Origin of the sequence: Enterocloster bolteae (assembly GCF_002234575.2) — a bacterium.
In the GTDB taxonomy this organism is placed as follows: Bacteria; Bacillota; Clostridia; order Lachnospirales; family Lachnospiraceae; genus Enterocloster; species Enterocloster bolteae.
This window is the reverse complement of record NZ_CP022464.2, coordinates 564,003-577,358: the sequence shown is the minus strand read 5'-3', so window position 1 is coordinate 577,358 and position 13,356 is coordinate 564,003. Positions and strand designations below refer to the sequence as shown.

The window sequence follows — 13,356 nt, the reverse complement described above, 5'->3', positions numbered from 1 at the left end:
TAAGAAACCGTCTGAAAATAATATTTTTATAATAATAGTAATTATTATTGATTTTATGGAATTTATATGATACAATACAAATATCTTACATATTATCAATTATACGTGGTAAAATCAAACTATAGCCGAAAAGGCAAAAGAAACACAGGAGGGGTACATTTTATGGATTCAAAAGCATTTTTTAAATTAAGTTACGGTGTTTACATTATTTCCACCAGCGCAGACAACAAGGAAGGCGGCTGTGTCATCAACACACTGACCCAGGTCACATCTTCTCCCGCCAGGTTATCCATTGCTCTCAACAAGGAAAACTATACGCTGAAGCTGATAGAGACATCCGGCACCTTTTCCGCAGCGGTACTTTCCGACGATGTGGAAATGGACCTGATTAGACGTTTCGGCTTTCAGTGCGGCAAGGATGTAAAGAAATATGACGGCATTCCACAGGGACGGGACAGCCTGAATAATCCATATCCCACAGAAGGTGTCTGTGCCCGTTTCACCTGCCGTGTTGTATCCTCCATGGATGTGGGCTCCCATATGATTATAGTGGGCGAGGTAGTGGAAGCAGAAGTCCTGGATTCCCAGACACCGGCGCTCACCTATTCCAATTACCATCTGAAGAAAAACGGGACCACTCCGCCAAAGGCTCCTTCCTATCAGGCAGACACAAAAGAGGTTACGGGATGGCGCTGTTCTGTTTGCGGATATATTCTGGAGTCCGAGACATTGCCGCCTGACTTTATCTGTCCGGTCTGCGGCAAAGATGCCAGCTATTTTGTAAAACTGTAGCCCCCTTATTGTTCCATTATCTGAACCATTGCAAAATACCCCTGAAAACAGCTGATTCATACCCATAAGCTGTTTTCAGGGGTATTTTTATGTCCTTGGGATATATCCTACTTCTGATCGGATTTATTCCTGGCCCGGTTTTCTTCTTTATCATTGGTAACATTGCCGTCCCCGCTGACCGGTATGGCATCTCCCAGATAGGTGGGCTTAGGCATTACAATGGTATAAATCAAATCCTTGGGCCTGGCCAGCAGTTCTCTTAAATCCCTCATTTTCTGGCCGCCGTACTGCCTGGGATCTGACTCTACGCCGTATGCCTCCATCCCCATGGCCTGCGCCACATAAAGAGCCCGGTACATGTGATAGCGCTGCGTAACTATAATAATCTTCTTCACCTGGAAAATATCCCTGGCCCGGTACATGCTCTCATAGGTGGAGAAGCCCGCGTGGTCCATAAAAATATCCCCGGAAGGAATGCCCTCATCAATGGCATACTGCTTCATCCGGTTTACCTCGTCATAGTTCTTGCGCCCATGGTCCCCGCTCATGAGAAGGCGGTCGGACACACCGTCCTCATACAGCTCTATTCCCTTGTCCAGCCTGTCCCGAAGCATGCCGGAAGGCGTACCGTCCGGCCTGACACTGCAGCCCAGAACCATGATACAGTCCACATCTCCAAGAGCTGCCGCATCATCTGAACTGATGATATTCGGCTTTTCTTTCCTGATCATGTACAGATTTATCAGGAACAGGAACAGGCATCCTGCCAGTCCCAATACCAGAAGTATCTTAACCGCTTTTTTCAGAATCGCTTTTTTATCCATTCCACTCTTCCTTCTCTTACGGAGCGCCGACGGGGTCAAAAAAGCCGCTCTTCCCGGCAAAATGCAGAGATTTGCGGCTTTTAATGCGTATGTCAGGTCAATCCTTATTTAACAGCAATTGCCTCGATTTCACACAGAACGCCCTTTGGAAGGGTCTTAACTGCCACACAGCTCCTGGCTGGTTTGGATGTGAAATACTTAGCATATACTTCGTTAAATGTTGCAAAATCGCCCATATCTGCCAGGAAGCAGGTGGTCTTAAATACCTTGTCAAAGCCGCTGCCTGCTGCTTCCAGGATGGCGCCAACGTTCTTGCAGCTCTGCTCAGCCTGTCCTGCAATGTCCTCTGCAACGCTGCCGTCTGCCGGATTTACCGGTATCTGACCAGATGTGTAGATAACTCCATTAACCTCAAATCCCTGGGAGTATGGTCCGATTGCGCCTGGTGCCTTTTCTGTGCTGATTACGTTCATTTTAAATCCTCCTTGTTCTTAGGGGAAATGCCCGTACAATATGTATTCCCCATTATATTGATTTTCATTCTCACGCGACATGCGCGAACCCCAAAGTTATTATATCGGATTATTGGAAATGTTGCAAGGTAAGGCTGGAATTCTTCTTTGTATTTTTTGCAATACTGTTTTTTCCCAAATCAAGCCTGTGATGGAGTTTCTTCAAGAAACAGTACACTGTTTTCAGCACAATGCACAGTTGCAAGCTTATGTTTTGTATATCATATACGAAAAATAATTTAAGTATTGATTTATTTTGTATGATGTGTTTATAATTAATCTAGTTAACAGTTAATCTACTTAACAGTAAATATGCTTAATTTAAAAAGAGGACTATTATGTTATACGATTTTGACACAGTCATCAACAGATGGCACACAGACAGCGAAAAATACGATGGTTTAAAAAAATTTGCCCCCAAAGCCCCTGATAACAGCATTCCTCTCTGGATTGCCGATATGGACTTTAAGACAGCACCGGAAATCATAGCCGCCATGCACAGACGGGTGGAAGAAGGCATCTTTGGTTATACGGATATCTATGATGCATCCTATTATAAGGCGGTTTGCCGCTGGATGGAAAAACGTCACCGCTGGCGCATTACACCGGATGAAATCGTGGTGGATTCAGGCGTGGTGCCCGCTCTGTCTCATGCCCTGTCGCTGATTGCCAGGCCCGGAGACGGCGTCATCATACATACCCCGGCCTATAAACCATTTTTTAATTCCATCAGGAATACAGGCATGATTCCCGTATATTCCAGACTCTGTTACAGCCATGGCCGGTTTACCATTGATTTTGAGGACCTGGAACAGAAAGCTGAGGACGAAAACAATAAAGTTCTCATACTATGCAGTCCCCATAATCCTACCGGGCGTGTCTGGAGTCAGGATGAGCTGAGGCATATTGTGGACATCTGCCAAAAGCATGGCCTGTTCATCATCTGCGACGAGATACACAATGACATACTCCGCCCAGGCATCTGCCATACCCCTATAGCCAGCCTGTATCCGGATACAAAACGCCTCATTACATGCACTGCCCCCAGCAAAACCTTTAACCTGGCAGGAAACCACCTGGCCAACATCATTATACCAGACCCAGATATCCGTGAACGTTGGAACAGCCTTTATCACTACCTGCCTAACCCCATTTCTGTGGCAGCTGCCACCGCAGCCTACGAGGAAGGGGAGCCGTGGCTGGATGAGCTGAATCAATACCTGACGGAAACCTTCCGCCATATGGAGACGTTTTTTAAAGCCAACCTTCCTGTAATTGATTTCCAAACTCCGGAGGCCACCTATCTCGCCTGGATTAACATTGATAGCCTGGGCTCAAACCATAGTGAGATCGAAAACCGCTTCATTGAAAACGGATTGATAATTGAAGGCGGGAACCAGTTCGTGGAAAATGGAGCCGGGTTCATACGTCTGAATGCAGCAGTACCTCATTCCACCATTGATACTTTATTAAACAAAATAAACCATATATTTAACTAAGGAGGACTAATCCATGAAAAAAAGAAATCTAATCCTGACAGCCGCGTTATTTGCCATGACCGCTTCCCTGGCAGCATGCGGAGGGCAGAAGCCCGCACAGACACAACCCGCAGCAGACACTGCCGCAGAGTCAAAGGGTGGGGACAAAAAGGAGGAGGCAAAAGAAGAACCAAAGTCAGAAGAGACTGCCGCTGCTTCCGCTGAAAAAACGCGGTATGAAAAAATCCTTGAAAGCGGTGTCTTAAAGGTAGGTACAGAAGGCACCTATAAGCCGTTTACGTATCACGACGACAACAATGAGCTGTGCGGATATGACGTAGAGGTAGCCAGGGCCATCGGCGAAAAAATGGGGGTTAAAACCGAATTCTCCGAAATCACCTGGGAAGGCCTTCTCACCTCATTGGACACAGGAACGGTTGATTTGGTACTGAACCAGGTAGGTGTAACAGACGAGAGGAAAGAAAAATATGATTTTTCCGACCCTTACCTCTACAGTTACATTGCGCTCATTACCAAAACAGACAACAATGACATCACGGATTGGGACAGTGCCAACGGGAAAAAGACCTCACTAAACGTATCCAGCAACTATGCGTTGATTGCAGAAAAGTATAACATGGACATCACTGCCTCCGATACCTTCAGCAAGGACATCGAATTATTACTGGCAGGAAGGACTGACTGTGTCATCAACAACACCATAGCATTTAACGACTTCCTGACACAGAAACCCGATACTCCAATCAAGATTGCCGCTGTTCAGGAGCAGGCTGACACAGTGGCTGTACCGATTCCCAAGGGAAACGATGATCTTGTGGAGGCCGTCAACAAAGCAATCGCGGAACTTCAGGCAGACGGGACACTTACCGAACTTTCCAACAAATATTTAGGTAAAGACTTCTCAAAAGAACTTACCCTGGAAGAAATCCAGCAGTAGCATATCAGGAGGGTGAATGAAATGGATGCACGTTCAATCGAAATATTAACCTCATCATTTTGGCCTATTTTAAAAGCGGGAATCTCTTTTACGATACCTCTGACATTGATTTCATTCGCCCTTGGAACAACGTTAGCTGTATTCGTAGCCATCATCCGCATATCCAAGGTGCCGGTTTTAAACAAAATCTGTGAGTTATATGTCTGGATTATACGCGGTACCCCTCTGCTTGTGCAGTTGTTCCTTGTATTCTTCGGTCTTCCCAAAGTAGGTGTTGTCATTAATCCAATGCCTTCAGGAATATTGGTTTTTACCTTAAGCATCGGTGCCTACAGTTCAGAAATAATCAGAGCTGCCATCCTGTCCATACCCAAAGGACAGTGGGAAGCCGCCATGTCACTGGGAATGAGCTATCCCCAGCAGCTTTTAAGAATCATACTTCCCCAGGCTTTTAAGATATCTGTGCCGCCTCTCTTTAACAGCTTTATCGCCCTAGTTAAGGACACATCTCTCGCAGCCAACATAACCATTCCGGAGATGTTTCTGACTACCCAGAGGATAACTGCCAGGAATTATGAACCTCTTCTCATGTACATCGAGGTCGGATTTATTTATCTTATATTTTGTACGGTCCTGAATTATGTACAGAACCGGATAGAAAATAAACTTATGCTGACTCCTACGGATAAGAAAAGAATCAAAGAAATTACGGATACGCAGGCCTAGGGAGGTGCCATATGCTGCAGATTAAACATTTAAACAAATATTTTGGAGAAAATCATGTACTGAAGGACATCAGCCTGGAAATCGAATCGCACAAGACCATGGCTATCATAGGTTCCTCCGGCTCAGGAAAATCCACATTGCTTCGATGCATCAATCTTCTGGAAACACCGGATTCAGGAACCATAAGCCTGGATGGAAAAGCGTTGGATTTTTCCAAAAAACTTCCCAAACATCAGAAAGCCGCCTTTACCAAGAAAACAGGCATGGTTTTCCAGAGCTTCAATCTCTTTCCGCACAAAACCGCCCTTGAAAACATCATGGAAGGACCTGTGACTGTGTTGAAAAAAAGCAAGGCCGAGGCCTGCCGGGATGCCATTGAGCTTTTAAAACGGGTAGGTCTGGAAGATAAAAAAGACAGTTATCCCCACCAGCTTTCCGGAGGCCAGCAGCAGAGAATTGCCATTGCAAGGGCCTTAGCTATGAAGCCGGAAATCCTTTTGTTTGACGAACCCACAAGCGCTCTTGACCCAGAACTGGGAGCCGGCGTTCTGAGCCTGATTAAGGAACTGTCACGGGAGGATTATACCATCATTGTCGTGACACATAATATGTCCTTTGCCAGAGAAGTCAGCGAAGAAGTCGTATTCGTGGAAAAAGGAGAAATCCTGGCAAAAGGAAGTTATGACGAGCTGGTAAACCTGCATAATGACAGAATCACACAGTTTTTAAGCTATTTGGATTAGGGAGGCATTCAAGATGAACCGTAAAACTTCAAAGAATATCATCTGCTTTGGCTCGCTTATTATGGACATCTCCATACGCTGCGATAAAATTCCGGCAATGGGCGAAACTGTCTATACCTATGAGGATTATAATGTAAATCCGGGAGGAAAAGGCGGCAACCAGTCGGTTGCCGCTGCCAGGTCCGGGGGCAGCGTGACTCTGATTGGAAGAATTGCGGATGACGATTATGCCCACCAGCTGATTCACAGTTTTCAAAAAGACCATATAGATACCAGCCAGCTTATGGTTGATACGGATTCCAAAACAGGTGTGGCTTTCGTATGGGTGGATATGGAGGGACATAATAAATGTGTCTGTTCCCTTGGTGTCAATGCCAGAGTAACCTCCCAGGATGTACAGTCCTACGCCCATCTGTTTACAGACCGCAGTATAGTTATGACTACCCTGGAACACAGCAGCCAATTACTGGATGAAATCTCCCTTATGGCCCGGCAGAATAACTGCATTTTAATTGTAGATCCGTCCTCCAAAGACTACTCTAAGCTCACGCCTGAAATTGCCGGTCGTATAGATATATTAAAACCCAATGAAGTAGAGACAGAAATGCTGACCGGTATCAGGGTGGAAACAGAAGAAGATGCAGTACAGGCCATACATGTCCTCAAAGATAAGGGGATAAGAATGCCTGTGATTTCCCTGGGCAGCCGTGGTGTTATCTATGAATACAAAGGCAAAGCCACTTCTGTGAAGGGTCTCCGGGTCAATGCCGTTGATACCACCGCGGCAGGTGATACATTCATTGGCAGTATGGCAGCAAAGCTGTCACAGGGATATTCATTTCAGGAGTCTATCGACTATGCCAACCGCGCCGCTGCATACTGCGTGCAGCACAGGGGGGCGCAAATCTCTATTCCTTTTGAGGAAAATGTATTATAATAAAACTATATATTATTTTTACAAGCCAAAGGGAGAGAGAGCATGGATAATAGGAGATATTTAATATATTGTGATATGATGACAGAATTGAAACTGACAAATCAGCTAATGAACGAGTATGACAGTCTCCCCCATGACTATGGAAATGCCGTCCTGTACCAGTCAGAGGCCCATCTGATTCAATGTATAGGCCAGAATGACGGCATTACCGTGACAGAGGCGTCCAAACTGTTAAAAAAAACAAAAAGCGCCTGTTCCCAGATGGTAAAAAAGTTAGTTGGGAAAAACTGGGTCAAGCAGACCCGCAATCAGAAAAACAACAGGGAATATAAACTTCATCTAACGGAGGAAGGTCTCATTATCTACGACCATCATGAAAATTTTGACCGTATGTCTTATGAGCACAACTCGAAAGAGCTATATCATTTCACAGATGAGGAATTACAGCTGTACATAAAAATACAAAAGAGAATGAACGAACTCATCGGACTTGATGTGGAGAGAAGCTACAATTATTTTAAGGCAGATATTTCCTGTATCAACGAAAGGTAATATAATTATGGGTAAATTAAAAGATGTTTTTAAGGTGGATAAACCAATTATCGGCATGGTACATTTAAGACCGCTTCCCGGTTCCCCCAAATATGACCCGGTAAACATGGGAATGGATAAGATAATTTCCATTGCGCTGGAGGAGGCTGCCATGCTGGAGCAGGCCGGCGTGGACGGAGTCCAGGTGGAGAATATGTGGGATATCCCCTATCTCCGCAGCGAGGATATCGGATATGAAACCGCCGCTGCCCTGGCAGTGGGAATCCATGCAGTCCGCAATAAAGTCTCCATCCCGGTGGGAGCTGAATGCCATATGAACGGCGCCGACTGTGCCATGGCCTGCGCGGTAGCCGCCGGAGCAAGCTGGATACGTGTATTCGAATGGTGTAATGCATTTGTATCCCAATCCGGTTTTATCAATGCCATGGGAGCCAATGTATCCCGTATGAGGAGCCGCCTGAAGGCTGACCAGATTTTGGCCTTGTGTGATGTGAATGTCAAACATGGGAGCCATTACATTATCCACGACCGCAGCGTAGCGGAACAGGCCATGGATATCGAATCCCAGGACGGTGACGCGGTCATTGTCACAGGTTTTGATACAGGTACCCCTCCATCTGTGGAAAACATATCTAAATGCAAAAAATCCACTTCGCTTCCCATACTTATAGGCAGCGGCCTTAACAGCAGCAATGTAAACGAACTACTGACAGCAGCGGACGGCGCCATTATCGGCAGCTGGTTTAAGGAAGGAAATAATTGGAAAAATCCTGTGAGCTATGACAGGACAAAGGAATTCATGGATAAGGTAATCGCCTTGAGACAAGCGTAAAAGGGGCATGATACGTCAAATACGCAATGAAAAAAGGAGGGAGCTGCACGCAGCATCCCTCACTTTCTATATTTCTTACTTGGTTCCCGTTCTATTACTTCTTATCCTGCCTATTTTTCAGCACTCTGCCCCAGATGGGCAAGCAAATACTCCTTGGTATTCCTCTGAGGTTCCTCCAATACCATATCTAAAAGCCTGGCCAGCGTATTGCCCACTTCCCTGCCCGGCTTCACCCCTGCTCCCATAATGTCATGTCCCGAGACAGCCAGGGTCTTCAGGCTGATGCAGTCCCTGTTACTGCGGATTTCCTCTGTCAGGTCCCTGACCTGACACAGCCACTGGGATTCCCTGTCATCGGATGCATCCTCAGATAGACACATCTTAAGCGTGAGCAAATCATCAAACAGTTCCGGCTCCATCTGGCTCATGGCACGGCGGATGGATGCCCTGGAGGGCTCCGGCTGCTTTGCGATTTCCTTCATGCCTTCCTCCTTGCCATGCTTTAAGCAGTCTTTCTCCCCATCCTCAGCTCCAACCTTTTTGCCCTGCCACTCCACCAGGGTTCTTACCCTGTAGGAGGTATCGTTGTCCAGCTTTAAATCCTTAAGTATGCCCGCTGCCTGGGAAGCGCTGCACTCCCGCAAAAAGGCGGCCCAGCGCATATGCTTTACAGCCGGAACTCCGGCCGGAATAGACGGCACAGCCCAGTCCCCTGAATCCGCGGCATAAGCCCCGTGAAATTTCTCTGACACAAAGGGACTGATACCCGTCTCATACACCAGCGAGATATAATCCGGATGGGAACTCAGAAGAAGCTTGGTCAGCTCCACCTGAATCCGTTCCTTACTCACATGGACCATGTTAGGCGCAATTACCTTAATAGCCTCATAGGTGCGCTCCTCTATGGAGAATCCCAATTGGGCCGAAAAACGGATAGCCCGGAGGATTCTGAGAGCATCCTCCGTAAAGCGGTCCATGGGTTCCCCCACGCACCGGATGATGCCCTTCTCCAAATCCTCCACACCTCCGAATTTATCCACAAATCCCGTATGACTGTTATAAGCCATTGCATTGATGGTAAAATCCCGGCGTTTTAAATCCTCCACCAAATCCGGAGTGAACTCCACGCTGTTGGGATGGCGTCCGTCAGAGTACTCTCCGTCAATGCGGTAAGTAGTTACTTCATACCCTTCCTTCCCCATCATCACAGTCACGGTGCCGTGCTGTATGCCGGTATCCACAGTGCGCCGGAATACCTCCTTTACCTGCTCCGGCAGAGCGCTGGTGGTAATATCCCAGTCCCCCGGCTCCCTGCCCAAAAGCATATCCCTGACGCATCCGCCTACCACGTATGCCTCGTATCCGTGTTCATTCAGTTTATTAATAATCTCCTCTGCGGGAGCCGGGATTCTGATTTCCATGTCTGTCTGCTTCCTCATACTATATCCGTTTAATGATTGACATTGCCACGGTCTTATTTTATCAGTTTTTCCTGTGCTTTTCCAGAAATATTTTTAACCGCGTATTATAACCATATTAACCATATATTCTTCGTATATAAAAAACGGCAGATACAGGTCCAGTCCCGCATCTGCCGTTTCTATACACATCTTTAGTACGCCTTGCCCCAATAAACCATCTTCTTCGCCGGTTTCCCGCAGCAAACACATTGATCGGACAATTTCTCCTGCTCAAAGGGTATGCATCTGGATGTGGCTCCGGCCACCTCCTTGATTTTCTCCTCACACTCCAGGCAGCCGCACCACATGGCTTTTACAAAGCCGGGCTTGTTGTTGACAGTATCCACGAATTCATCCCAGCCTGCAGCTGTGTAAGTGTGGGCATCCCTGTGCTTCCTTGCCTTCTCCAGCATGGCGTCATGGATGGTATCCAGCATTTCACCTGCTCTTGCCTCCAGCTCATCCAGGGATACAAAGCTCTTCTCATGGTTATCCCTGCGCACCAGCACAGCCTGGTTCTTCTCTATATCCTTTGGCCCTATCTCCACGCGAAGGGGCACGCCGCGCATCTCGCAGTCAGCGAACTTCCAGCCCGGGCTCTTGTCCGTATCATCCACCTTTACAGCGTATCCTGCCTTTGTAAGGCGCTCCTTCAGCTCATATGCCTTATCCAGCACGCCTTCCTTCTGCTGCTGTACCGGCACCACCATAATCTGGACCGGCGCAATTCTCGGAGGCAGCACCAGACCGTTGTCATCGCCGTGCACCATGATGATGGCGCCGATGATACGGGTGCTCACACCCCAGGATGTCTGGTGTACATACTTTAATGTATTATCCTTGTCCGTGAACTGGATGTCAAATGCCTTTGCAAATCCATCGCCAAAGTTATGGCTGGTACCTGACTGCAGGGCTTTTCCGTCGTGCATCAGGGATTCTATGGTGTAGGTTGCCTCTGCTCCGGCAAACTTCTCCTTATCGGTTTTCTGTCCCTTGATGACAGGAATAGCCAGCACCTCCTCACAGAAGTCGGCATACAGGTTCAGCATCTGGATTGTTCTGGCCTCGGCCTCCTCGGCTGACGCATGGGCCGTGTGGCCCTCCTGCCACAGGAATTCCCTGGAGCGTAAAAACGGACGTGTGGTCTTTTCCCAGCGCACAACAGAACACCACTGGTTATAGACTCTGGGAAGGTCGCGGTAGGAATGGATATCCTTTGCGTAAAAATCACAGAACAGGGTCTCAGAGGTAGGCCTTACGCACATACGCTCCTGAAGTTCCTCCAGTCCTCCGTGGGTCACCCATGCCACCTCAGGCGCAAATCCCTCCACATGGTCCTTTTCCTTCTCTAACAGACTCTCCGGTATAAAGATGGGCATGTATACGTTCTGCACCCCTGTCTCCTTAAACCTTCTGTCCATCTCCTTCTGGATGTTTTCCCAGATTGCGTAGCCGGCCGGCTTAATCACCATGCATCCCTTGACGCTGGCATAATCGCAAAGCTCCGCCTTCTTTACCACATCCGTATACCACTGGGCGAAATCCTCATCCATGGATGTGATGGCCTCTACCATTTTCTTGTTGTCTGCCATGATTCTTCTCCTTTTCGTTATTTACATTGACCCTTGCATATCTTTCATTATGAAATAAAAAGAGCCATCCAATCCCCTGTGCCGTGTGCACAAGGGACCGAATGACTCGGCGGTACCACCCTTATTAACCTTCGGGCTTAAGCCGCCCTTATGGTTCTCTCATCATCCGTTAACGCCGGACATACGCTGCATTCATCATACAGGACTCCAGGGTGGGTTCAGCATCTGCCAACCGTAAGGACCTCTCACCTGCGGCCCTCTCTCTGTGACGTGCAATCACGCTTACTGTTCCCTTTCCATGTCATATCTATGAATTGGTCATTTCTTTATGTAAGAATGATTTTACGTCAGTTTCCGGACTTTGTCAACCACAGAATCGCCATATAACGCTTCTGCGGCGGACGGATAACACCTTTCCCCCTTTTTACCTTTAGGAGACAGGAAGTATCTTACCCTAAAATTCAATCAGCATGGGCTGTCCCTTATCAGGACCTTCCAGGGATTTTTTCACCATTTCCCTAACAAAGTCCTCCGCCATTGCCATGGTTGAGTTATTGGCAATGTCAAGCTTTATTCTACTGGCTCCTCTCATTAAATCTACGTTTGCTCCGGTTGTGGAGAGATAACTGCATGCTGTCAGTTCAAAATCTCCATTGGGAAGCTGATTGATGTGTGCTTGTGCCTGAATCATAATTGTGACTCCTTTCTTTCATTTGATGAGCCAACTATATCACTCCCAATCCTTAATTGTTCCTTTTTGGCACAGATGGCATACAATCCGTCATAGATGGCCTATTTCCAGTTTCTATCTGATCCCTATTCCCCTATGTCTCAGTTTCTTCCTCCTTCGTCCACGCCTCCACCATATCCTCAATCAGCAGCAAACCCAGCGGCCCCAGTATAAATCCAAAAAATCCGAATAACTCCAATCCCACATACACAGACGCCAGCGTCTCAAGGGGAGACAGCCCCACCTGTCCGCCCATCATCCGAACCTCCAGAATCTGACGCACAAAATAACACACCAGATAAATGGCTGTGAGTACCAGTGCCTGTTTCCAGTCCCCTACAGCCAGCCGAAAGACAGCCCAGGGTATCAGCACCGTGCCGGTTCCAAATATAGGGAGTGCATCCAGTATACCGATACCAATACCTGCCATGATATAATAAGGATTGCGAATCAGGAACATTCCCCCGATACACAGCCCTGTAGTAATAAAAAGAATGATTCCCTGGCTTCTGAACCAGGCCTTTCCTGTCTGTACCAGGCGGCTTCCTATCATATTGAATTCCTTGCGGAAGGCGGACTGGTCCCGGCGGTCCCGCAGGTCCTCCATTTCCTGCAGGCTTAATATGGCGGCCAGGAACACCACCAGGCTTACGATGGCGGCTTTTGCCAGACAGCTGATGACAGACATGGAGTTAGCCATGAGAAAGGGCATGGCAGCTGTCTTGCATGTATCTACCATATGATAGAGCATGTCCCCGGCCATGTCGGCCACACACCCCGGCCTCAGCCCCATGGCATGCTCCACCCTGTGGCAGTTTCCTGTGAGCCACAAATCAAACTGTTCCAGCCAAACCGGAAGCTGCACCATAAGCAGTTTTCCCTCTGCGCACAATTTCAGGGCGCCTCTGTAGAGCACCGTCCCCAGTACGGACAGCACAGCCAGAAACTCCACGCCGCCTATGACGCCGATGGGCATATGGTACCGTTTTCCCTTTACCGTAACCCTCATCCGGTAGGACAGGAACCTGGCCGACGGCCGCAGCAAAAGGGCCAGGATATAACCCACGAAAAAAGGAGCCACGAGGGGCAGCAGATATTTAAATCCTGCATACACCGCTCCCGTGGTTCCTGTTATAATTAATAATTTCTTCAGTTTCTTACCCGGCTTTTCCATGGACTCACCTGTTTCTGATTCGTACTTCATTTGTACCCTCATAGTA

14 protein-coding genes and 1 other annotated feature are annotated in these 13,356 nt (G+C 47.6%); of the genes, 8 read left to right on the top strand and 6 right to left on the bottom strand.

Annotated features, from left to right (window positions below; all coding sequences use genetic code 11):
* Positions 1–162: 162 nt before the first annotated feature.
* On the top strand, positions 163–792 hold the full coding sequence (locus CGC65_RS02815) for a flavin reductase (protein ID WP_002566103.1): 630 nt from the start codon (positions 163–165) through the stop codon (positions 790–792).
* A 107-nt stretch (positions 793–899) separates the two neighbouring features.
* On the opposite strand, the gene CGC65_RS02810 is transcribed toward CGC65_RS02815, so the two are convergent.
* Entirely contained in the window at positions 900–1,616 is a 717-nt protein-coding gene (locus CGC65_RS02810) for a SanA/YdcF family protein (RefSeq protein ID WP_002566104.1), read from the bottom strand.
* A 104-nt stretch (positions 1,617–1,720) separates the two neighbouring features.
* The gene (locus tag CGC65_RS02805) at positions 1,721–2,089 is read right to left on the bottom strand and encodes a RidA family protein (protein ID WP_002566105.1); all 369 of its coding nucleotides are present in this window, start codon (positions 2,087–2,089) and stop codon (positions 1,721–1,723) included.
* A gap of 377 nt (positions 2,090–2,466) precedes the next feature.
* On the opposite strand from CGC65_RS02805, the gene CGC65_RS02800 reads away from it, so the two are divergent.
* The 7 genes from CGC65_RS02800 to CGC65_RS02770 are packed head-to-tail and all read left to right on the top strand — an operon-like array spanning position 2,467 to position 8,354.
* Positions 2,467–3,627 carry a MalY/PatB family protein gene (locus CGC65_RS02800; RefSeq protein ID WP_002566106.1) on the top strand — a complete coding sequence of 387 codons (1,161 nt, stop codon included), beginning with the start codon at positions 2,467–2,469 and terminating at the stop codon, positions 3,625–3,627.
* Positions 3,628–3,640: 13 nt separating this feature from the next.
* The gene (locus tag CGC65_RS02795; protein ID WP_002566107.1) at positions 3,641–4,564 is read left to right on the top strand and encodes a transporter substrate-binding domain-containing protein; all 924 of its coding nucleotides are present in this window, start codon (positions 3,641–3,643) and stop codon (positions 4,562–4,564) included.
* Positions 4,565–4,585: 21 nt separating this feature from the next.
* Positions 4,586–5,290 (top strand): amino acid ABC transporter permease, encoded by a 705-nt coding sequence (locus CGC65_RS02790; RefSeq protein ID WP_002566108.1) that lies wholly within the window; start codon positions 4,586–4,588, stop codon positions 5,288–5,290.
* A gap of 11 nt (positions 5,291–5,301) precedes the next feature.
* Entirely contained in the window at positions 5,302–6,033 is a 732-nt protein-coding gene (locus CGC65_RS02785) for an amino acid ABC transporter ATP-binding protein (RefSeq protein WP_002566109.1), read from the top strand.
* 13 nt (positions 6,034–6,046) lie between these two features.
* Entirely contained in the window at positions 6,047–6,970 is a 924-nt protein-coding gene (locus CGC65_RS02780; protein ID WP_002566110.1) for a ribokinase, read from the top strand.
* 42 nt (positions 6,971–7,012) lie between these two features.
* Positions 7,013–7,522 carry a MarR family winged helix-turn-helix transcriptional regulator gene (locus CGC65_RS02775; protein ID WP_002566111.1) on the top strand — a complete coding sequence of 170 codons (510 nt, stop codon included), beginning with the start codon at positions 7,013–7,015 and terminating at the stop codon, positions 7,520–7,522.
* 7 nt (positions 7,523–7,529) lie between these two features.
* The gene (locus CGC65_RS02770; RefSeq protein ID WP_002566112.1) at positions 7,530–8,354 is read left to right on the top strand and encodes a BtpA/SgcQ family protein; all 825 of its coding nucleotides are present in this window, start codon (positions 7,530–7,532) and stop codon (positions 8,352–8,354) included.
* Positions 8,355–8,464: 110 nt separating this feature from the next.
* Here the strand turns inward: CGC65_RS02770 and CGC65_RS02765 are convergent, their stop codons facing one another.
* From CGC65_RS02765 to CGC65_RS02750, 4 genes are all read right to left on the bottom strand, one after another.
* The gene (locus tag CGC65_RS02765; RefSeq protein WP_002566113.1) at positions 8,465–9,775 is read right to left on the bottom strand and encodes a CCA tRNA nucleotidyltransferase; all 1,311 of its coding nucleotides are present in this window, start codon (positions 9,773–9,775) and stop codon (positions 8,465–8,467) included.
* A 191-nt stretch (positions 9,776–9,966) separates the two neighbouring features.
* Complete coding sequence (gene proS, locus CGC65_RS02760; protein WP_002566114.1) at positions 9,967–11,406, bottom strand: proline--tRNA ligase; 1,440 nt, start codon at positions 11,404–11,406, stop codon at positions 9,967–9,969.
* A gap of 89 nt (positions 11,407–11,495) precedes the next feature.
* Positions 11,496–11,714, bottom strand: a binding site (T-box leader).
* Between the two features lie 146 nt (positions 11,715–11,860).
* Positions 11,861–12,097, bottom strand: coding sequence for a hypothetical protein (locus CGC65_RS02755; RefSeq protein WP_002566115.1), 237 nt, complete (start codon positions 12,095–12,097; stop codon positions 11,861–11,863).
* Positions 12,098–12,230: 133 nt separating this feature from the next.
* Positions 12,231–13,340, bottom strand: coding sequence for an AI-2E family transporter (locus tag CGC65_RS02750; protein ID WP_002566116.1), 1,110 nt, complete (start codon positions 13,338–13,340; stop codon positions 12,231–12,233).
* Between the last annotated feature and the right edge of the window lie 16 nt (positions 13,341–13,356).